Consider the following 22,218-nt stretch of genomic DNA (forward strand, 5'->3'; position numbering starts at 1 on the left):
ATAATGCTTTTTTTTGCATAAAACCATAGGGTCTTTCTATGCAATTAACCGTTTTTTCACATGCTTGTATTCTTATATTAAATACTTGAACTGTATTTTTACTTGTGTTGCCTGGTTTATACAAAAAAAGAGCGGAATTGCACAGAATAAGAGCATTATGACGGGTCATTAATTTTTATATTTTCAAATATCCTTAAATATTGGCGAGGTGATTATCGAAATTTGTGATCTGCGTATCATTGAAAAACGTAAAATGCCCGGCCAAAAGACCGGGCAAGAGCGACCGCAGCCGCGTTTAGTTCATAAACGCGGGCTGTTTTTCCTCGTAGCTGGAGATGGCATCTTCATGCTGCAGGGTCAGACCAATACTGTCGAGACCGTTCAGCATGCAGTGGCGGCGGAACGCGTCGATGACAAACGGGTAGGATTTATCCCCGGCTTTCACCACCTGCGCTTCCAGGTCCACCTCAAACGAGATACCCGGATTGGCCTGTACCAGTGTAAACAGCTCATCCACTTCTTCATCGCTCAACTTCACGGGCAGCAACTGGTTGTTAAAACTGTTGCCGTAGAAGATATCCGCGAAGCTTGGGGCGATAACGGTTCTAAAGCCGTAGTCGGTCAATGCCCAGGGCGCATGTTCACGCGATGAACCGCAACCGAAGTTTTCACGCGCCAGCAGAATCGAGGCTCCTTTATACTCCGGAAAGTTCAGAACGAAGTCCGGGTTTGGTACTTCGCCTTTATCATCCAGGAAACGCCAGTCATTAAACAGATGCGCACCAAAGCCAGTACGCGTGACCTTCTGCAAAAATTGCTTTGGAATAATGGCGTCCGTATCGACGTTGGCGGCATCCAGTGGGACAACCAGGCCGGTATGCTGTGTATATTTCTCTGCCATGATTATCTCCTCTTACAAACTGCGAATATCAGCGAAATGACCGGTGACCGCAGCAGCGGCTGCCATTGCAGGGCTGACCAGATGGGTACGACCGCCACGGCCCTGACGACCTTCAAAGTTACGGTTGCTGGTGGATGCGCAACGCTCGCCCGGATTCAGGCGGTCATTATTCATGGCCAGGCACATAGAACAGCCCGGTAAACGCCACTCGAAACCGGCTTCAATAAAGATCTTGTCCAGCCCTTCGGCTTCAGCCTGGGCTTTCACCGGGCCAGAGCCTGGAACCACCAGCGCCTGTACGCCTGGCGCGACTTTGCGCCCTTTGGCAATTTCTGCGGCGGCGCGTAAATCTTCAATGCGTGAGTTGGTACAGGAGCCGATAAAGACTTTATCAATAGCAACGGAGGTCAGAGGCACACCCGGTTGCAGGCCCATATAGGCCAGCGCTTTTTCTGCGGAGGCTCGCTCAACCGGATCGCTAAAAGAAGCCGGGTCCGGAATGTTGTCATTAACGGAGATCACCTGACCCGGGTTGGTTCCCCAGGTGACCTGCGGGGCAATCTCTTCGGCCTGCAGTGTCACAACCGTATCGAAAGTTGCATCTTCATCGGTTTTCAGCGTCTTCCAGTATTCTACTGCGTCGTCATAGTCTTTGCCTTTCGGCGCATGCAGACGGCCTTTCACGTAGTTAAACGTGGTTTCATCCGGTGCGACCAGACCCGCTTTGGCGCCCATTTCGATAGCCATGTTGCACAGGGTCATACGGCCTTCCATGCTCAGCGCCGCAATAGCCTCGCCACAGAATTCAACCACATGCCCGGTACCGCCTGCGCTGCCGGTTTTACCAATAATCGCCAGCACGATGTCTTTCGCGGTGATGCCTGCCGGCGCTTTGCCTTTGACTTCAATCTTCATCGTTTTGGCGCGGCCCTGTTTCAGGGTTTGCGTCGCCAGCACGTGCTCAACTTCGGAGGTACCTATACCAAAGGCCAGTGCGCCAAATGCACCGTGGGTGGCGGTGTGGGAGTCACCGCAGACGATGGTCATGCCCGGCAGGGTGACACCCTGTTCCGGTCCCATCACGTGCACGATGCCCTGATAAGGGTGGTTCAGGTCATACAACTCAACGCCGAACTCTTTGCAGTTCTTGATCAGTTCCTGCATCTGAATGCGCGCCATCTCGCCGGAGGCATTGATGTCTTTGGTCTGCGTGGAGACGTTATGATCCATGGTCGCGAAGGTCTTGCCCGGCTGACGTACCGGACGGTTGTGCGCGCGCAGACCGTCAAATGCCTGCGGCGAAGTCACTTCATGCACCAGATGACGATCAATGTATAACAATGGGGTTTCGTTTGGCGCTTCGTACACGACGTGCGCATCAAACAATTTTTCGTACAACGTCTTAGCCATGATTACACCCCTTCTGCGATATAACGGGCGATGATGTCACCCATCTCATCGGTACTAACAGCTGCGGCGCCACGGGCTAAATCACCGGTACGCACACCTTCTTCTAATGCGCGGTTAATAGCGCTTTCAATGGCGGTTGCCGCGTCATCGGCATCCAGGCTGTAACGCAACAGCAATGCGAGAGACAGGATTTGGGCTATCGGGTTGGCAATATTTTTGCCCGCGATATCCGGCGCGGAGCCGCCAGCCGGTTCGTACAGACCAAAACCTTGTTCATTCAGGCTGGCAGACGGCAGCATACCCATGGAGCCTGTGATCATCGCACACTCATCAGAGAGGATATCGCCGAACAGGTTGGAGCACAGCAGCACGTCAAACTGGGACGGATCTTTAATCAGCTGCATGGTGGCGTTGTCGATATACATATGCGCCAGCTCAACGTCCGGGTATTCCTGTGCCACTTCGTTGACGATTTCACGCCACAGCAGGGAGGTCTGCAGGACGTTGGCTTTATCAATGGAGTGCACTTTTTTACGGCGTTTACGTGCTGATTCAAATGCGATACGCGCGATACGTTCAATCTCAAAACGGTGATACACCTCGGTATCAAACGCTTTTTCATGCTGACCGCTGCCTTCACGACCTTTTGGCTGACCGAAGTAGATACCGCCCGTCAGCTCACGTACGCAGAGAATGTCAAAGCCGTTAGCGGAAATATCAGCGCGCAGCGGGCAGAACTCTTCCAGCCCCTGGTACAGCTTCGCCGGCCGCAGGTTGCTGAATAATTTAAAATGCTTACGCAGCGGCAGCAGAGCACCACGCTCCGGCTGTTGTGCTGGCGGCAAGTTTTCCCATTTGGGGCCGCCTACGGAACCAAACAAAATAGCGTCTGCCTGCTCGCAACCTTCCACGGTTGCTTGCGGCAGCGGGTTGCCATGACGATCGATTGCGATGCCGCCTACATCATAGTGGCTGGTAGTGATTCGCATATCGAAACGGCGACGAACGGCGTCCAGTACTTTTAAAGCCTGGGCCATGACTTCCGGGCCAATGCCGTCGCCCGGCAACACGGCAATATGGTAGTTCTTCGACATCACACGGTTTCCTTGTTGTTTTCTTTATTTTGAGCTTTGCGTTGCAATTCTTTTTCGACTTCTGCGGCGCGCCAGATGTTGTTCAGGACGTGCACCATTGCTTTGGCGGAAGATTCTACGATATCTGTTGCCAGACCCACGCCATGGAAACGGCGACCGTTGTAATTGACGACAATATCCACCTGACCCAGCGCGTCTTTGCCCTGACCTTTAGCATTGAGATCATATTTAACCAGCTCAATGTCATAACCGGTGATGCGATTAATCGCCTGATAAACGGCGTCTACCGGGCCGTTGCCGTTGGCGGCTTCTGCTTTCGTTTCTTCGCCACAGGCCAATTTCACTGAGGCGGTAGCGATATCGCTGGAACCGGACTGCACGCTAAAGTAATCCAGACGGAAATGCTCTGGTTCTTCCTGCTGCTTATTAATGAACGCCAGCGCTTCCAGATCGTAATCGAAGACCTGGCCTTTTTTGTCCGCCAGTTTCAGGAACGCGTCGTACAGATGGTCCATGTTGTAGTCGGTATCTTTGTAGCCCATCTCTTCCATACGATGTTTCACCGCCGCACGGCCAGAACGGGAGGTCAGGTTCAACTGCACCTGATTCAGGCCAATGGATTCCGGGGTCATAATTTCGTAATTTTCACGGTTTTTCAGCACGCCATCCTGATGGATACCAGAAGAGTGAGCAAAGGCGCCGGTGCCGACAATCGCTTTATTCGCCGGGATTGGCATGTTGCAAATCTGGCTCACCGTCTGGCTGGTACGCCAGATTTCATGGTGATTAATGCCGGTATGCACATTCATGATGTCTTTACGCACTTTAATAGCCATGATGACTTCTTCCAGCGAGCAGTTTCCTGCGCGTTCGCCGATACCATTCATCGCCCCTTCAACCTGACGCGCGCCGGCATGGACGGCAGCAATCGCGTTACCGACGGCCAGACCTAAATCATCGTGGGTATGGACGGAGATAATGGCTTTATCAATGTTCGGCACTCGTTCGTATAAGCCGCTAATAATACTGGCGAACTCGAAAGGCATGGTGTAGCCAACGGTGTCCGGGATATTAATGGTTTTCGCACCCGCGTTGATGGCGGCTTCAACCACACGCGCCAGGTCTGCGATCGGGGTACGGCCTGCGTCTTCACACGAGAATTCAACGTCGTCGGTGTAATTACGGGCGCGCTTAATCATATAGATGGCACGCTCGATTACTTCATCCAGCGTACTGCGCAATTTGGTGGCGATATGCATCGGTGACGTGGCGATAAAGGTATGGATGCGAAACGCCTCGGCGACTTTCAGCGATTCGGCCGCCACATCAATATCTTTCTCTACACAGCGTGCCAGCGCGCAGACGCGGCTGTTTTTAACCTGACGCGCGATAGTTTGTACGGATTCGAAATCGCCCGGAGAGGAGACCGGAAAACCGACTTCCATGACGTCAACGCCCATACGTTCCAGCGCCAGGGCGATCTGCAGCTTCTCTTTCACACTCAGGCTTGCCTGTAACGCTTGTTCACCATCACGTAAGGTTGTATCAAAAATAACGACTTGCTGGCTCATGGTTTGGTCCTTGTCTCTCTTCGGTCGCCTTGCTACGAGCATAAAAAAACCCGCGCCAAGGCGCGGGTTCTTAGTGTTAACTGGAGGATGATTAACGCTGAGCGTCGTCCACCGGTCTACCGCGCACATGGGATGCGTTTAGTAGTAGTAGACCGAGGAAGCGAACATTGCGAATCATGACCATGCTCCAGATGAATGTGATTAACTGCGATATGCCTTTAGTGGTACTGGATTCAGAAATCAAAGTCAACACTTAGCCCCGTAAAAGCGCATGAAAACGGATTTGGTACCGTGTTTTTCTTTAGTTAATCGTGCTGTAATTCGATGAAAAATCAAAATAAGGTATTAGTGCTATTTCATACTTAACGTTGTTTGTACCTTTGATGAACAATTCTTTGCAGTTGGTTATATTTACACACTTTTAAGACCAGCTTTCTATCTCAATGATTAATCATGATTAATTTATTGGGGTTATCGTTTTTCTTAATCAAAATGGAGGAATGAAAAATTTAAGTTAAATTATTTTGTTTGCAATGGTGAAATATTTCTGCCGCAGAGCATTTATTGCTTAGTGAAGTTGTATTGTACATTCATTCTAATTATGTTTTGATCCCGGTACGCCGTTTTATTTAAGCGGGAATACTTGATTTAATGTCTCTGTTTGCGAATGCAATTAGCAGTCATTGAAATATCTTTATACATTCCTATTTTTTGGAATTCCTCTTTTCCTTATCTCATATGCGTGATAAATCATATTTCTTTAGATTATTGCTGCCGGGATAAATGGAATTTTGCATGATACTGGAGAAGGACATGTCAGAAGAGAATATTGAAAATGCTCATATTAATGAGATAACGAAACCGCAACTTCGCAAAGTTGATCTTAATTTGTTAACTATTTTCGATGCGGTAATGCAGGAACAAAATATTACGCGAGCAGCCCATACATTGGGGATGTCACAACCGGCGGTGAGCAACGCCCTGGCCAGACTTAAGGTTATGTTTAATGACGAACTGTTTGTACGTTATGGTCGCGGGATACAGCCTACGGCGCGTGCCTTTCAGCTGTTTGGTTCGGTCCGACAGGCGCTACAACTCGTGCAAAATGAACTACCAGGGTCGGGTTTTGAACCCGTGACCAGCGAGCGCATTTTTAATCTCTGCGTTTGTAGTCCGCTCGATAACCTCCTCACCTCTGTCATCTACAATCGCGTGAATGAGGTTGCGCCGAATATCAATCTGGCCTTTAAATCATCATTAAATCAAAATACCGAGCACCAGCTTCGTTACCAGGAAATAGAATTTGTCATTGGTTACGATGAATTTCGCCGACCAGAATTCGCATGCGTACCGTTGTTTAAAGACGAGATGGTCCTGGTAGCCAGTAAAAAACATCCACGTATTAACGGGCCACTTCGGGAAAGTGATATTTATTGTGAACAGCATGCTGTGGTTTCACTGGACCGTTATGCATCGTTTAGCCAGCCATGGTATGACACGACAGATAAACAAACCTGTGTCGCTTATCAGGGAATGGCATTGACGAGTGTGCTTAATGTCGTTTCTCAAACTCAGCTTGTGGCCATTGCCCCTCGTTGGTTAGCAGAAGAGTTCGCGGGGAAATTAGACCTCCAGATTTTACCGTTACCATTAAAACTGAATAGCCGTACCTGTTACCTTTCATGGCATGAAGCGGCGGGGCGGGATAAAGGCCACCAATGGATGGAAGAATTACTGGTCTCGGTATGTCGCCATTAAAAAAGCAGTCCATGCGCTGAGTGTGTCGATAGCGGATTTCTTCTGTTTGTACATATTGATGCGAAATTTTATGCTGAGATATTTCTCTGACGCATCAAATCGCGCCGTAAAAATGCATGAATTACTGAGCAGGAAGTGATTCGAATGACGAATTGTCATCGTCTTTGCTTATTACAGACAAATTCACTAAATCCCGCTTGTTAACCTTATTTTTTCTCTTTTGGGACGGGATGCGGTGAATCGTTTGCTAATTGCCTGCCAGATTTTCAGCGGTTATGGTAACTGCCATTCATAATCAGAATACAGGGACTTCCTGTACTGAACAGAGCGACAAGACGGAAATGCGTTCTGTCGTCAGTCGCCAAACCCAAGCCTGGAGGCAAACCATGGAGATGTTGTCTGGAGCCGAGATGGTCGTCCGATCGCTTATCGATCAGGGCGTGAAGCAAGTATTCGGTTATCCTGGGGGCGCGGTCCTCGATATTTACGATGCGCTACATACGGTCGGTGGAATCGATCACGTCCTGGTACGCCATGAACAGGCAGCGGTGCATATGGCTGATGGCCTGGCAAGGGCGACGGGAGAAGTCGGCGTTGTGCTTGTCACTTCCGGGCCGGGAGCCACGAATGCTATCACCGGGATTGCAACAGCCTATATGGACTCGATTCCGCTGGTCGTTCTTTCCGGTCAGGTGGCAACTTCCCTCATCGGTTATGACGCTTTCCAGGAGTGCGACATGGTGGGGATATCCCGCCCGGTGGTAAAACATAGTTTCCTGGTTAAGCAGACCGAAGACATTCCCGGCGTGCTGAAAAAAGCGTTCTGGCTTGCTTCCACTGGTCGTCCTGGTCCTGTCGTCGTCGATTTACCAAAAGATATTCTCAATCCGGCTAATAAGCTGCCTTACGTATGGCCGGATTCAGTCAGTATGCGTTCCTATAACCCGACAACACACGGACATAAAGGGCAAATCAAACGCGCTTTGCAGACGCTTGTGGCGGCTAAACACCCCGTTGTCTATGTCGGCGGCGGCGCAATCACATCCGCCTGCGAACCGCAACTGAGCGCGCTGGCAGAAAAATTGAATCTCCCTGTTGTCTCGTCGCTCATGGGGCTGGGGGCGTTTCCGGCATCGCATCGTCAGGCGTTAGGTATGTTGGGTATGCATGGTACTTACGAAGCCAACATGACCATGCATCACTCGGATGTGATCTTTGCCGTTGGAGTGCGCTTTGATGATCGCACAACCAATAATCTGGCGAAGTACTGCCCAAATGCGACCGTGCTGCATATTGATATTGATCCCACGTCGATTTCGAAAACTGTGCAGGCCGATGTGCCCATTGTTGGGGATGCCCGGCTGGTGCTCGAACAGATGCTGGAGTTGTTGGGACAAGAAGAGTTTCAACAGCCTTTAGACGACATTCGCGACTGGTGGTTGCAGATTGAGCAATGGCGTGCCCGTCAATGCCTGAAATACGATACGCAAAGCGAGAAGATCAAACCGCAGGCGGTAATCGAAACGATCTGGCGCTTAACCAAAGGCGATGCCTATGTCACCTCGGATGTCGGCCAGCATCAGATGTTTGCGGCACTCTATTACCGCTTTGATAAACCGCGTCGCTGGATAAACTCCGGCGGGCTGGGCACGATGGGCTTTGGTCTGCCAGCTGCGCTGGGTGTGAAAATGGCACTCCCGGATGAAACGGTTATCTGCGTTACGGGCGACGGCAGTATCCAGATGAATATTCAGGAGCTGTCTACCGCGATGCAATATGAGCTTCCGGTACTGGTACTGAACCTGAACAACCGATATTTGGGTATGGTGAAGCAGTGGCAGGATATGATTTATTCAGGTCGCCATTCGCAATCGTATATGCAGTCGTTACCTGACTTTGCGCGTGTCGCTGAAGCTTATGGTCATGTTGGGATCACTATTACCCGTCCGGACGAACTGGAAGCGAAGCTGAGTGAGGCGCTTGAGCAGGTGAAGAATAACCGCCTGGTCTTTGTCGATGTGACCGTCGACGGGAGTGAACATGTTTATCCGATGCAGATCCGTGGCGGTGGCATGGATGAAATGTGGTTGAGCAAAACGGAGAGAACCTGATTATGCGCCGGATATTATCTGTATTATTGGAAAATGAATCGGGCGCGTTATCGCGCGTGATCGGCCTTTTTGCCCAGCGTGGCTATAACATTGAAAGTCTGACGGTGGCACCGACAGATGATCCTACACTTTCGCGAATGACGATTCAGACGGTCGGTGACGCCAAAGTGCTGGAGCAAATTGAAAAGCAACTGCACAAGCTGGTTGATGTGTTACGTGTAAATGAGCTTGGGCAGGGTGCCTATGTTGAGCGCGAGATCATGCTGGTGAAAGTCCAGGCCAGCGGTTATGGTCGTGAAGAGGTCAAACGCAACGCGGAGATCTTCCGCGGGCAGATCATTGATGTCACGCCTTCTATTTATACGGTTCAGCTCGCAGGCACCAGTGATAAGCTTGATGCTTTTCTGGCGACCATTCGTGATGTGGCTAAAATCGTTGAGGTGGCGCGGTCTGGCGTGGTCGGTTTATCGCGCGGCGACAAAATCATGCGTTAAGTGTTACGCGTACGTCATTTTCCTGGCCTGGCGTTATCCGCTGGGCTTTTTTTTTGCGAAATCCGCCGGAAGCGAACACAAAAGCTGTTGCCGCAGTGTCTATTCTGCGCTTAGATGTTATGGAATTTAACCTATATCCCTAAAAAGGTTATGGAGTATCTTTTATTTTTTGAGGGGCAATTGTGAAACTGGATGAAATCGCCCGGCTAGCCGGCGTCTCACGTACCACGGCAAGCTATGTCATTAATGGAAAGGCAAAGCAATATCGTGTCAGCGACAAAACCGTCGAGAAAGTTATGGCGGTCGTACGTGAGCATAATTACCACCCGAATGCGGTGGCGGCTGGGTTGCGAGCGGGACGTACTCGCTCCATTGGGCTGGTTATTCCTGATTTGGAGAACACCAGTTATACGCGTATTGCAAATTATCTGGAGCGGCAGGCGCGTCAACGCGGTTATCAACTGCTTATCGCCTGCTCGGAAGATCAGCCAGATAACGAAATGCGCTGTATCGAACATCTGCTGCAGCGCCAGGTGGATGCCATTATCGTTTCAACATCGTTGCCGCCGGAGCATCCTTTCTATCAGCGTTGGGCCAATGATGCCTTTCCTATAGTTGCACTTGACCGCGCTCTGGATCGTGAACACTTCACCAGCGTTGTCGGCGCCGATCAGGATGACTCGGAAATGCTGGCGGCGGAATTACGCAAATTCCCGGCAGAAAAAGTACTCTACCTGGGTGCGCTGCCTGAACTTTCTGTTAGCTTCCTGCGCGAGCAGGGTTTCCGTACTGCCTGGAAGGACGATCCGCGTGAAGTGGATTATCTCTATGCAAATAGCTATGAGCGCGAAGCTGCTGCGCAGTTATTTGAAAAATGGCTGGAAACGCACACCATGCCGCAGGCGCTTTTCACTACCTCTTTTGCGCTATTACAAGGCGTGCTGGATGTTACGTTGCGCCGCGATGGTAAGTTACCGTCTGACCTGGCCATTGCTACTTTTGGTGATCATGAGTTGCTGGACTTCCTGCAGTGCCCGGTCCTGGCGGTGGCGCAGCGTCATCGGGATGTTGCTGAACGCGTGCTGGAGATTGTGCTTGCCAGTCTGGACGAGCCGCGTAAACCTAAGGCGGGTTTGAGCCGCATTCGTCGTAACCTCTACCGTCGTGGCGTATTAAGCCGCGTGTAGTGATCAAATAAAGGCAGTAATCGCTGCCTTTTTGTTGCGAATGAAAGGCGATAATTAATTTTATTGCCAATTCAGATAAATCCTTATTTTTAAGGCTGTTAATTTAATTAATTTGCCTTATTTCACTCAGGACACATTTTAAAGTAATTAAGACGTAACTGAACGTGTCTCTCGTATTACTTTGTTACATCTCCCGGCGTAATCGTTGAAATAACAACCACTTTTTGAATGCGGACTTTATGTCTGCGGCTATTCTTAGAGTTCCCCCGCCGCGCAGGCGGTATCTGGCACTGTTATCTGGCTGCAATATGTCTTAAAATGCCGCCCGCGTCGCAAACTGACACTTTATATTTCGCGCGCATAAAATAAGTGGTTTTTAACGCCCCAATGCATATTCAGTTTTTTTCTTACAAATATTCATGACGTTAATTTGCCTCATTAGTTGAGCGGTATTTCACCAAAGTGGAATGTAACCGCGAATAAGGGATCTTTTATTCTGGTTAGCCTTTGCACTGGCTTGACAAGCTTTTCCTCCGCTCCGTAAACTCCTTTGGTGGGGATTTGTGGGATAAAGTGGTGAAATAGGTCACTCAGGGGTGGGGCTGGTATGTTCCGTGGAGCTACATTAGTCAATCTCGACAGCAAAGGCCGATTAGCCGTGCCGACCCGTTATCGGGATTTGCTGCTGGAGAAAGCTTCCGGTCAAATGGTTTGTACCATTGACATCCGTCACACCTGCCTGCTGCTTTACCCCTTACCCGAATGGGAAATTATTGAGCAAAAATTGTCGCGTCTGTCGAGCATGGATCCACAAGAGCGCCGGGTACAACGTCTCTTGCTGGGGCATGCCAGCGAATGTCAGATGGATAACGCAGGGCGCTTATTAATCGCGCCCGTTTTACGGCAACATGCCGGGCTGACGAAAGAAGTGATGCTGGTCGGACAGTTCAATAAATTCGAGCTGTGGGACGAAACGACCTGGTATCAACAGGTCAAGGAAGATATCGACGCTGAGCAAGCGGGCACTGAAATACTTTCAGACCGATTGCAGGATTTGTCTCTGTAATGATGATGGAAAATTTTAAACACACAACGGTGCTACTGGATGAGGCCGTTAATGGCCTGAACATTCGTCCGGATGGCATTTACATTGATGGCACTTTTGGCCGCGGTGGTCACTCACGCCTGATCCTCTCCCATCTGGGTGCGGAAGGACGTCTGCTGGCTATTGATCGGGATCCGGAAGCGATTGCCGTCGCAAAAACGATTGATGATCCCCGCTTTTCCATTGTGCATGGTCCTTTTTCCGCGTTGGCTGAATATGTCAGCGAGCGTGGTCTCACCGGTAAGATCGACGGAATTCTGCTCGATCTTGGGGTTTCTTCTCCGCAACTTGATGATGCTGAGCGCGGTTTTTCTTTTATGCGTGACGGTCCGCTTGATATGCGTATGGATCCGACGCGCGGTCAGTCTGCTGCCGAGTGGTTACGAACGGCCGATGAAGCCGATATCGCCTGGGTAATAAAAACCTTTGGTGAAGAGCGCTTTGGTAAACGCATCGCGCGTGCCATCGTCGAACGTAACCGTGAAGAACCGATGACCCGCACCAAAGAGCTGGCTGCGGTGGTGGCTGCAGCGACACCGGTGAAAGATAAATTCAAACATCCTGCGACCCGTACCTTCCAGGCGGTTCGTATCTGGGTAAACAGTGAACTGGAGGAAATAGAGCTGGCGCTAAAAAGCTCGATCGACGTCCTGGCCCCGGGAGGGCGGCTCTCGATCATCAGTTTTCACTCGCTGGAAGACCGCATTGTAAAACGTTTTATGCGTGAGCAAAGCCGCGGTCCACAAGTTCCGGCAGGATTACCGATGACGGAAGAGCAACTCAGGAAACTGGGTGGCCGTCAGTTACGAGCACTAGGCAAGTTGATGCCGGGCGAAGAAGAAGTGGCTGAGAATCCACGTGCCCGTAGTTCAGTTCTGCGTATTGCAGAGAGGACGAACGCATGATCGGCAGAGTGTCAGAGACCCTTAGCAAAGTTAAAGTGTCGTTAGGAAGCAACGAGCGCCATGCCTTGCCTGGCGTGATCGGCGACGACCTTTTGCGATTTGGGAAACTGCCACTCTGCTTGTTCATTTGCATCATTATGACGGCGGTGACGGTTGTCACCACCTCGCATCATACCCGTTTGTTGACGGCTCAGCGTGAACAACTCGTGCTGGAACGCGATGCGCTGGATATTGAATGGCGCAACTTGATCCTTGAAGAGAATGCGCTCGGCGATCATAGCCGGGTTGAGCGGATCGCGACCGAGAAGCTGCAAATGCAGCATGTCGATCCGTCCCAGGAAAACATTGTTGTACAGAAATAAGGAACCACGCGACGCATGAAAGCCGCAGCGGTGAAAACGCCAAAACCGAAACGCCAGGAAGAACAGGCCAGCTTTGTGAGCTGGCGTTTTGCCTTGCTTTGCGGCTGCATTTTGCTGGCGCTGGGCTTTTTGCTGGGTCGCGTGGCGTACTTGCAAATTGTGAACCCCGATATGCTGGTGCGTGAAGGGGATATGCGTTCGCTGCGCGTACAAGAAGTCGCGACCTCTCGCGGTATGATTACCGACCGTTCTGGCCGCCCGCTGGCAGTGAGTGTGCCGGTGAAAGCGATTTGGGCCGACCCGAAAGAGGTGCAGGATGCCGGTGGCGTAACGCTCGATAATCGCTGGAAGGCCCTTTCTGACGCATTAACTATCCCGCTCGATCAACTTTCCTCGCGCATTAATGCTAACCCGAAAGGGCGCTTTATCTATTTAGCGCGTCAGGTGAACCCCGATCTTGGCGAGTACATCAAAAAGCTTAAGTTGCCGGGGATTCACCTTCGCGAAGAGTCCCGCCGTTATTACCCTTCGGGCGAAGTAACTGCTCACCTCATCGGCTTCACTAACGTCGACAGTGAAGGTATCGAAGGGGTCGAGAAAAGCTTTGATAAGTGGCTTACCGGTCAGCCGGGTGAGCGTATTGTGCGTAAAGACCGTTATGGCCGCGTGATTGAGGATATTTCCTCTACCGACAGCCAGGCGGCGCATAACCTTGCGCTGAGTATTGACGAACGCCTACAGGCGCTGGTCTATCGCGAGCTGAACAATGCAGTGGCATTTAACAAAGCGGAATCGGGCAGTGCCGTGTTGGTGGATGTGAACACCGGCGAAGTGCTGGCGATGGCGAACAGCCCCTCTTACAACCCGAACAATTTCACCGGTACCGCGAAAGACGCCATGCGTAACCGCGCCATTACCGACGTCTTCGAACCAGGTTCGACGGTGAAACCCATGGTGGTGATGACCGCGCTCCAGCGTGGCGTCGTGACGCCTAACACCGTATTGAACACGATCCCATACCGAATTAACGGCCACGAAATCAAAGATGTGGCGCGCTACAGCGAATTGACCCTGACCGGGGTTCTACAGAAGTCGAGTAACGTTGGTGTTTCTAAACTGGCGTTAGCGATGCCGTCCTCAGCGTTAGTAGATACTTACTCACGTTTTGGGCTGGGAAAGGCGACCAATTTGGGGTTGGTCGGAGAACGCAGTGGCTTATTTCCTCAAAAACAACGGTGGTCTGACATAGAGAGGGCCACCTTCTCTTTCGGCTACGGGCTGATGGTAACGCCGTTACAGTTAGCGCGAGTCTATGCAACTATCGGCAGCTACGGTGTCTACCGTCCGCTGTCGATAACCAAAGTTGATCCCCCTGTTCCGGGCGAACGCATCTTCAATGAATCTATCGTACGTAATGTCGTACATATGATGGAGAGTGTGGCCCTGCCTGGCGGCGGCGGTGTAAAAGCGGCGATTAAAGGCTACCGCATCGCGATTAAGACCGGTACGGCGAAGAAGGTGGGGCCGGATGGCCGCTACATCAACAAATACATTGCTTATACCGCGGGTGTTGCGCCCGCCAGTAATCCACGCTTTGCGCTGGTGGTCGTTATTAACGATCCACAAGCAGGTAAATACTACGGTGGCGCCGTTTCTGCGCCGGTGTTTGGTGCCATCATGGGCGGCGTTTTACGCACCATGAACATCGAACCGGATGCGCTGACAACGGGCGATAAGAATGAATTCGTAATTAATCAAGGCGAGGGAACAGGTGGCAGATCGTAATTTGCGCGACCTTCTTGCTCCGTGGGTGCCAGGTGCGCCGGAGCGAGCACTGCGAGAAATGACACTCGACAGCCGGGTAGCGGCGTCGGGTGATCTTTTTGTTGCAGTCGTGGGTCATCAGGCGGACGGGCGTCGATATATCCCGCAGGCGATTGCGCAAGGTGTGGCTGCCATTATTGCCGAGGCGAAAGATGAGGCCTCCGACGGCGAAATTCGCGAGATGCATGGCGTACCGGTTATCTATCTGAGCCAGTTAAATGAGCGTCTTTCTGCGTTGGCCGGACGTTTTTATAACGAGCCTTCTGAGCAACTGCGTCTGATTGGCGTGACTGGCACTAACGGTAAAACCACCACCACACAGTTGCTGGCGCAATGGAGCCAACTGCTTGGTGAAACCAGCGCGGTGATGGGCACTGTGGGGAATGGTCTGTTGGGCAAAGTGGTCCCATCGGAAAATACCACTGGCTCCGCCGTTGATGTGCAGCATGTGATTGCAAATCTTGCGCAGCAAGGCGCAACGTTCGCCGCGATGGAAGTCTCTTCTCACGGGCTGGTTCAGCACCGCGTAGCGGCATTGAAATTTGCTGCCTCTGTCTTTACGAATCTGAGCCGCGATCATCTGGACTATCACGGCGACATGACCAATTACGAAGCGGCCAAATGGCTGCTGTTTTCTGCTCACCATTTCGGTCAGGCCATCGTCAATGCTGATGATGAAGTCGGACGCCGTTGGTTAGCAAAACTGCCTGATGCAGTTGCCGTGTCGATGGAAGACTATATCAACCCTGATTGTCATGGTCGCTGGCTAAAAGCGACCAACGTGGTGTACCACGACAGCGGCGCGACTATCCGTTTTGCCTCCTCCTGGGGCGAGGGTGAGATTGAAAGCCGCCTGATGGGCGCCTTTAACGTCAGCAATCTGCTGCTGGCGCTGGCGACATTGCTGGCGCTGGGTTATCCACTGGCTGATTTACTTAATACTGGCGCACGTCTGCAGCCGGTTTGTGGGCGTATGGAAGTGTTCAGCGCGCCGGGCAAACCAACCGTGGTGGTGGATTATGCACATACGCCGGATGCGCTGGAAAAAGCGTTGCAGGCGGCACGACTGCACTGCACCGGAAAACTGTGGTGCGTATTTGGCTGCGGTGGCGATCGCGATAAAGGCAAGCGTCCGCTGATGGGCGCTATTGCCGAGCAGTTCGCCGATATTCCGGTCGTAACGGATGACAACCCGCGTACCGAAGAGCCGCGAGCCATCATCGACGATATCCTGGCGGGAATGCTTGATGCGGGCCGCGCACATGTGATGGAAGGCCGCGCAGAAGCGGTCACCAACACCATCATGCAGGCGAAAGAAGATGACGTTGTTCTGCTCGCAGGTAAAGGCCACGAAGATTATCAAATTGTCGGTAACCACCGTCTCGATTATTCAGACCGTGTCACCGCGGCGCGTCTGTTGGGAGTGATCGCATGATTAGCGTAACGCTTAGCCAGCTCGGCGGCATTTTGCACGGCGAACTGCATGGTGCAGACGCAACCATTGAAGCGGTTACTTCCGATACCCGTAAGTTGACCTCTGGTTGCCTGTTTGTGGCGCTGAAAGGTGAACGTTTCGATGCTCATGATTTCGCTGATAAAGCGAAGGAGGGCGGTGCTGGCGCGCTGTTAGTCAGTCGCAAACTGGATATCGATCTGCCGCAAGTGGTGGTGAAGGATACCCGTCTCGCGTTTGGCGAACTGGCAGCCTGGGTTCGTCAGCAGGTACCTGCTCGCGTTGTGGCACTGACCGGCTCTTCCGGCAAAACATCGGTGAAAGAGATGACGGCCGCCATTCTCAGTGAATGTGGCAATACGCTCTATACCGCCGGGAATCTGAACAATGATATCGGTGTGCCGATGACCTTGCTGCGCCTGACAAAAGAACATCAGTATGCGGTGATTGAACTTGGCGCTAATCATCAGGGCGAGATCGCCTGGACCGTGGCGCTGACCCGTCCGGAAGCGGCGCTGGTTAACAACCTTGCGGCAGCACACCTGGAAGGGTTTGGTTCTCTGGCCGGAGTGGCAAAGGCCAAAGGCGAGATTTATACCGGCTTGCCGGACAATGGCATTGCCATTATGAATGCCGATAACAATGACTGGCTGAACTGGCAGAACATCATCGGCAATCGCAAAGTCTGGCGCTTCTCGCCAAATGCTGCCAACAGCGATTTTACCGCGACCAATATTCATGTGACCTCGCACGGTACAGAATTCACGCTGCAAACCCCAACGGGCGGTATAGATGTCACGTTGCCATTGCCAGGGCGTCACAATATCGCGAATGCGCTGGCGGCAACTGCGCTGGCGATGGCGGTAGGGGCGCCGCATGACGCAGTGAAAAAGGGTCTGGCTAATCTGAAAGCGGTTCCGGGGCGTCTTTTCCCGGTGCAACTTGGCGAAAACCAATTACTGCTGGACGACAGCTACAACGCCAACGTGGGATCGATGACGGCGGCGGCACATGTTTTAGCCGAAATGCCGGGCTATCGGGTCATGGTTGTCGGCGACATGGCGGAATTGGGTGATGAAAGTCAGGCGTGTCACGTTCAGGTGGGGGAAACGGCAAAAGCTGTTGGTATCGATCGTGTGTTAAGCGTCGGCAAGATCAGTAAAGCCATCAGTGATGCCAGCGGAGTCGGTGAGCATTTTGATGATAAGGCGGCAATGGTTGCGCGTTTAGAGGCGCTGATTGCCGAGAAGCAAATTATTACCATTTTGGTGAAAGGTTCACGTAGTGCCGCCATGGAAGAGGTTGCACGCGCATTACAGGAGAAAAGGGCATGTTAGTTTGGCTGGCCGAACATTTGGTCAAATATTATTCCGGCTTTAACGTCTTCTCCTATTTGACGTTTCGCGCCATCGTCAGCCTGCTGACTGCGCTCTTCATCTCTTTGTGGATGGGGCCGCGCATGATTGCCCGTCTGCAAAAACTCTCATTTGGCCAGGTCGTACGTAACGATGGCCCGGAGTCGCATTTCAGTAAACGCGGTACGCCGACTATGGGCGGCATCATGATTCTGACCGCGATCGTGGTGTCTGTACTCCTGTGGGCTTACCCGTCCAATCCCTACGTCTGGTGTGTTCTGGTTGTACTGGTTGGCTACGGCATCATTGGTTTTGTCGATGACTACCGCAAAGTCGTGCGTAAAGACACAAAGGGGCTGATTGCCCGCTGGAAATATTTCTGGATGTCGGTGATTGCGCTGGGCGTTGCGTTCGCGCTGTACCTTGCGGGTAACGACACGCCAGCTACACAGTTGGTGGTGCCGTTCTTTAAAGATGTCATGCCGCAATTGGGCATCTTCTACATCCTGCTGGCGTATTTCGTGATTGTGGGGACAGGTAACGCGGTCAACCTGACTGACGGCCTTGATGGTCTGGCGATTATGCCCACCGTGTTTGTGGCGGCGGGCTTTGCACTGGTTGCCTGGGCGACCGGTAACATGAACTTCGCCAGTTATCTGCACATTCCATATCTGCGTCATGCGGGCGAGCTGGTCATTGTCTGTACGGCAATTGTGGGCGCAGGGCTGGGATTTCTGTGGTTTAACACCTACCCGGCCCAGGTTTTTATGGGGGATGTGGGCTCGCTGGCGTTAGGTGGCGCACTGGGCATTATCGCCGTGCTACTGCGTCAGGAGTTTCTGTTGGTCATTATGGGCGGCGTCTTCGTCGTCGAAACCCTGTCTGTGATTTTGCAGGTTGGGTCGTTCAAATTGCGTGGTCAGCGTATTTTCCGTATGGCGCCGATTCACCATCACTATGAACTGAAAGGCTGGCCGGAGCCGCGCGTGATTGTGCGCTTCTGGATTATTTCGCTGATGCTGGTCCTGATTGGTCTGGCAACGCTTAAGGTACGTTAATCATGGCAGATTACCAGGGTAAAAAAGTCGTCATTATTGGTCTTGGTCTGACGGGACTCTCGTGCGTGGAATTTTTCCGCGCGCGCGGCGTTACGCCAAAAGTGATGGACACCCGCGTTTCGCCGCCGGGGCTGGATAAGCTGCCGGAAGAGGTGGAACGCTATCTTGGTGGTCTGAATGATGACTGGCTGTTGGCGGCCGATCTGATCGTCGCGAGTCCAGGGATCGCGCTGGCGCACCCTTCGTTGAGCGCAGCGGCAGATGCGGGTGTCGAGATCGTAGGTGATATTGAGCTTTTCTGCCGCGAGGCGCAGGCGCCGATCGTGGCGATCACCGGGTCGAACGGTAAAAGCACGGTTACGACGCTGGTGGGCGAAATGGCAAAATCCGCTGGCAAGAATGTGGGCGTCGGGGGCAACATCGGTCTGCCCGCGTTGATGCTGCTGGAATCTGCCTGCGATCTCTATGTGCTGGAGCTTTCCAGCTTCCAGCTTGAAACTACATCCAGCCTGCATGCTGCCGCGGCGACCATTCTCAATGTCACCGAAGATCATATGGACCGGTATCCGTTTGGTCTGCAGCAGTACCGTGCGGCAAAACTGCGTGTTTATGAAAATGCGAAAGTTTGTGTAGTCAATGCGGATGACGCGCTGACTATGCCAGTGCGCGGCGCGGATGAGCGCTGCGTTAGCTTTGGCGTGGATGTCGGCGATTACCATCTCAATCGCCAGCAGGGGGAAACCTGGCTGCGCGTGAAAGGTGAGAAGGTTCTGAACGTTAAAGAGATGAAGCTTAGCGGTCAGCATAATTATACAAACGCGCTGGCAGCACTGGCCTTGGCCGATGCCGTGGGATTGCCGCGCGCCAGTAGCCTGAAAGCGTTAACCACGTTTACTGGCCTGGCGCACCGCTTCCAACTGGCGCTGGAGCACAATGGTGTGCGCTGGATTAACGATTCCAAAGCGACCAACGTCGGCAGTACAGAGGCGGCACTGAACGGCCTGCATGTGGATGGCACGCTGCATCTGCTGCTCGGTGGCGATGGTAAATCGGCAGACTTCTCTCCACTGAAACGCTATCTCGAAGGCAGCAATGTTCGCTTGTATTGCTTTGGCCGCGATGGTGCGGAACTGGCTGCGCTGCGTCCGGAAATTACCGAGCAAACGCAGGATATGGAACAGGCAATGCGCCTGATCGCGACGCGGGTACAGCCGGGCGACATGGTGTTGTTATCGCCCGCCTGCGCCAGCCTCGATCAGTTTAAGAACTTTGAACAGCGTGGCGATGTCTTTACCCGCCTGGCGCAGGAGTTAGGTTGATGCGTTTAAGTCTCCCCCGCCCGAGAATGCCGCACCTGCCAGGATTTGGCATCCTGAGCTGGCTGTTTGGTGCATTAAAAGGTTGGGTGATGGGCTCACGCCAGAAAGATAACGACAGTCTGGTCATGTACGACCGCACGCTGTTCTGGCTGACGCTGGGCCTGGCGGCGATCGGTTTTATCATGGTGACGTCGGCGTCAATGCCGGTGGGGCAGAGGTTGACCGCAGACCCGTTCTTCTTTGCCAAACGCCATGCGCTGTATCTTTTCCTGGCGTTTTGTCTGGGGCTGGTAACGCTGCGGCTGCCGATGGAGTTCTGGCAGCGCTGGAGCTCGGTAATGCTGGTGGCCGCTATTGTCATGCTGTTGGTTGTTCTGGTGGTGGGTAGCTCAATCAACGGGGCGTCGCGCTGGATTGACCTGGGCGTAATGCGTTTCCAGCCAGCGGAATTTACCAAGCTGTCGCTGTTCTGTTATCTGGCGAACTACCTGGTGCGTAAGGTTGATGAGGTGCGTAATAACCTGCGCGGGTTCCTCAAGCCGATGGGCGTCATCATGGTGCTTGCGGTGCTGCTGCTGGCGCAGCCTGACCTGGGTACCGTGGTGGTGCTCTTTATTACCACGCTGGCGATGCTGTTCCTGGCCGGGGCAAAACTGTGGCAGTTCATCGCCATTATCGGTTCCGGTATCGCCGCGGTGATTTTGCTGATTTTGGCTGAACCATACCGTATTCGTCGTGTGACATCATTCTGGAACCCCTGGGATGATCCGTTTGGCAGTGGCTACCAATTGACGCAGTCGCTGATGGCATTTGGTCGCGGTGAGCTGTGGGGGCAAGGACTGGGGAACTCCGTACAAAAGCTGGAGTATTTGCCCGAAGCGCATACCGACTTCATCTTCGCCATCATCGGCGAAGAACTGGGTTATATCGGTGTGGTACTGGCACTTTTAATGGTATTCTTCGTCGCTTTCCGCGCCATGTCCATTGGACGCAAAGCGCTGGAAATCGATCAACGGTTTTCTGGTTTCCTGGCCTGCTCGATTGGCATTTGGTTCAGCTTCCAGGCATTAGTAAACGTTGGCGCTGCCGCAGGTATGCTGCCGACTAAAGGGCTGACTCTGCCGCTCATCAGTTATGGCGGCTCCAGTTTATTGATTATGTCGACGGCGATCATGCTGTTGTTACGAATTGATTATGAAACGCGTCTGGAAAAAGCCCAGGCGTTTACACGAGGTTCACGATGAGCGGTCAACCGAAGCGGTTAATGGTGATGGCAGGCGGTACCGGCGGGCATGTTTTCCCCGGGCTGGCGGTTGCGCACCATTTAATGGATCAGGGCTGGCAAGTGCGCTGGCTCGGAACCGCCGATCGCATGGAAGCCGATTTGGTACCGAAACACGGTATCGAGATTGACTTCATCCGTATCTCCGGCCTTCGCGGTAAAGGTGTAAAAGCTCTGCTGCTTGCGCCGGTGAGAATTTTTAACGCCTGGCGTCAGGCGCGCGCCATTATGCAGCGCTTTAAGCCAGACGTCGTGTTGGGGATGGGCGGTTATGTCTCCGGCCCTGGCGGGCTAGCCGCATGGTCGCTGGGCATTCCCGTTGTGCTGCATGAGCAAAACGGCATTGCAGGGCTAACCAACAAATGGCTGGCAAAGATCGCCACCAAAGTGATGCAGGCTTTCCCGGGCGCATTCCCGAAAGCAGACGTGGTAGGAAACCCGGTACGTGTGGATGTACTGGCGCTGCCGTTGCCGCAAGAACGGTTACCGGGCCGTGAAGGGCCAGTACGGGTTCTGGTCGTGGGCGGTTCGCAGGGGGCGCGCGTACTGAATCAGACCATGCCGCAGGTCGCGGCAAAACTGGGCAGCGCGGTGACTATCTGGCATCAGAGTGGAAAGGGCGCTCAACAAGCCGTTGAGCAGGCCTATGCCGATGCCGGGCAGCCTCAGCATAAAGTGACCGAATTTATTGATGATATGGCGCAGGCCTACGCCTGGGCTGATGTCGTGGTATGCCGTTCCGGCGCGCTGACGGTAAGCGAGATCGCTGCCGCCGGCCTGCCAGCGTTATTTGTTCCGTTCCAGCATAAGGATCGGCAGCAGTACTGGAATGCGCTGCCGCTGGAAAAAGCGGGTGCCGCGAAGATTCTGGAGCAGCCGCAATTTACGGTCGATGCCGTGGCACAAACGCTCGCGAGCTGGAACCGGGAAGCATTACTGGAAATGGCCGAGCGCGCACGTGCCGCTGCCATTCCCGATGCCACTGAACGAGTGGCGAAAGAAGTGAGTCTTGCAGCACAGGCTTAATAC

Annotated in this window: 19 protein-coding genes; 14 read left to right on the forward strand and 5 right to left on the reverse strand. The window is 52.7% G+C overall.

The window, feature by feature from the left end; translation table 11 throughout:
• Window positions 1-295 precede the first annotated feature (295 nt).
• The 5 genes from leuD to leuL form a co-directional block, all read right to left on the reverse strand.
• Entirely contained in the window at window positions 296-901 is a 606-nt protein-coding gene (leuD, locus tag L2097_RS16625; RefSeq protein WP_047371838.1) for a 3-isopropylmalate dehydratase small subunit, read from the reverse strand.
• Between the two features lie 12 nt (window positions 902-913).
• On the reverse strand, window positions 914-2,311 hold the full coding sequence (gene leuC / locus L2097_RS16630) for a 3-isopropylmalate dehydratase large subunit (RefSeq protein WP_047371837.1): 1,398 nt from the start codon (window positions 2,309-2,311) through the stop codon (window positions 914-916).
• A 2-nt stretch (window positions 2,312-2,313) separates the two neighbouring features.
• A complete protein-coding gene (gene leuB, locus L2097_RS16635) occupies window positions 2,314-3,405 on the reverse strand; it encodes a 3-isopropylmalate dehydrogenase (RefSeq protein ID WP_047371836.1) in 1,092 nt (363 codons plus the stop codon).
• Window positions 3,405-4,976, reverse strand: coding sequence for a 2-isopropylmalate synthase (gene leuA, locus L2097_RS16640; RefSeq protein ID WP_047371835.1), 1,572 nt, complete (start codon window positions 4,974-4,976; stop codon window positions 3,405-3,407). The genes leuB and leuA overlap by 1 nt, the downstream gene beginning before the upstream one ends.
• A gap of 91 nt (window positions 4,977-5,067) precedes the next feature.
• Entirely contained in the window at window positions 5,068-5,160 is a 93-nt protein-coding gene (leuL, locus tag L2097_RS25810) for a leu operon leader peptide (protein WP_350029007.1), read from the reverse strand.
• Between the two features lie 629 nt (window positions 5,161-5,789).
• On the opposite strand from leuL, the gene leuO reads away from it, so the two are divergent.
• The 14 genes from leuO (at window position 5,790) to murG (ending at window position 22,215) form a co-directional block, all read left to right on the forward strand.
• Window positions 5,790-6,734 (forward strand): transcriptional regulator LeuO, encoded by a 945-nt coding sequence (gene leuO / locus L2097_RS16645; RefSeq protein ID WP_085005536.1) that lies wholly within the window; start codon window positions 5,790-5,792, stop codon window positions 6,732-6,734.
• Window positions 6,735-7,120: 386 nt separating this feature from the next.
• Window positions 7,121-8,845, forward strand: a complete 1,725-nt coding sequence (gene ilvI / locus L2097_RS16650; protein WP_085005537.1) for an acetolactate synthase 3 large subunit — start codon at window positions 7,121-7,123, stop codon at window positions 8,843-8,845.
• A 2-nt stretch (window positions 8,846-8,847) separates the two neighbouring features.
• Window positions 8,848-9,339, forward strand: a complete 492-nt coding sequence (ilvN, locus tag L2097_RS16655; protein WP_047371832.1) for an acetolactate synthase small subunit — start codon at window positions 8,848-8,850, stop codon at window positions 9,337-9,339.
• Window positions 9,340-9,521: 182 nt separating this feature from the next.
• Window positions 9,522-10,526, forward strand: coding sequence for a catabolite repressor/activator (gene cra, locus L2097_RS16660; RefSeq protein WP_085005538.1), 1,005 nt, complete (start codon window positions 9,522-9,524; stop codon window positions 10,524-10,526).
• A 607-nt stretch (window positions 10,527-11,133) separates the two neighbouring features.
• Entirely contained in the window at window positions 11,134-11,592 is a 459-nt protein-coding gene (mraZ, locus tag L2097_RS16665; protein WP_047371830.1) for a division/cell wall cluster transcriptional repressor MraZ, read from the forward strand.
• Between the two features lie 2 nt (window positions 11,593-11,594).
• Window positions 11,595-12,536, forward strand: coding sequence for a 16S rRNA (cytosine(1402)-N(4))-methyltransferase RsmH (gene rsmH, locus L2097_RS16670; protein WP_103281670.1), 942 nt, complete (start codon window positions 11,595-11,597; stop codon window positions 12,534-12,536).
• Window positions 12,533-12,898: a cell division protein FtsL gene (ftsL, locus tag L2097_RS16675; protein ID WP_039078360.1), complete on the forward strand. Its 366-nt coding sequence runs from the start codon at window positions 12,533-12,535 to the stop codon at window positions 12,896-12,898. Before rsmH ends, ftsL begins: the two co-directional genes overlap by 4 nt.
• 15 nt (window positions 12,899-12,913) lie before the next feature.
• Complete coding sequence (gene ftsI, locus L2097_RS16680) at window positions 12,914-14,683, forward strand: peptidoglycan DD-transpeptidase PBP3 (protein ID WP_085005539.1); 1,770 nt, start codon at window positions 12,914-12,916, stop codon at window positions 14,681-14,683.
• Window positions 14,670-16,157, forward strand: a complete 1,488-nt coding sequence (gene murE / locus L2097_RS16685) for a UDP-N-acetylmuramoyl-L-alanyl-D-glutamate--2,6-diaminopimelate ligase (protein ID WP_250353324.1) — start codon at window positions 14,670-14,672, stop codon at window positions 16,155-16,157. Before ftsI ends, murE begins: the two co-directional genes overlap by 14 nt.
• A complete protein-coding gene (gene murF / locus L2097_RS16690; protein ID WP_250353325.1) occupies window positions 16,154-17,512 on the forward strand; it encodes a UDP-N-acetylmuramoyl-tripeptide--D-alanyl-D-alanine ligase in 1,359 nt (452 codons plus the stop codon). Before murE ends, murF begins: the two co-directional genes overlap by 4 nt.
• Window positions 17,506-18,588 carry a phospho-N-acetylmuramoyl-pentapeptide-transferase gene (mraY, locus tag L2097_RS16695; protein WP_039078364.1) on the forward strand — a complete coding sequence of 361 codons (1,083 nt, stop codon included), beginning with the start codon at window positions 17,506-17,508 and terminating at the stop codon, window positions 18,586-18,588. The genes murF and mraY overlap by 7 nt, the downstream gene beginning before the upstream one ends.
• A gap of 2 nt (window positions 18,589-18,590) precedes the next feature.
• Entirely contained in the window at window positions 18,591-19,907 is a 1,317-nt protein-coding gene (gene murD, locus L2097_RS16700) for a UDP-N-acetylmuramoyl-L-alanine--D-glutamate ligase (RefSeq protein ID WP_047371826.1), read from the forward strand.
• On the forward strand, window positions 19,907-21,151 hold the full coding sequence (gene ftsW, locus L2097_RS16705) for a cell division protein FtsW (RefSeq protein ID WP_047371825.1): 1,245 nt from the start codon (window positions 19,907-19,909) through the stop codon (window positions 21,149-21,151). The genes murD and ftsW overlap by 1 nt, the downstream gene beginning before the upstream one ends.
• Window positions 21,148-22,215, forward strand: coding sequence for an undecaprenyldiphospho-muramoylpentapeptide beta-N-acetylglucosaminyltransferase (gene murG / locus L2097_RS16710; RefSeq protein WP_250353326.1), 1,068 nt, complete (start codon window positions 21,148-21,150; stop codon window positions 22,213-22,215). The genes ftsW and murG overlap by 4 nt, the downstream gene beginning before the upstream one ends.
• Window positions 22,216-22,218: the final 3 nt, after the last annotated feature.

The organism is Citrobacter sp. MNAZ 1397 (assembly GCF_023613995.1).
GTDB lineage: Bacteria > Pseudomonadota > Gammaproteobacteria > Enterobacterales > Enterobacteriaceae > Phytobacter > Phytobacter ursingii.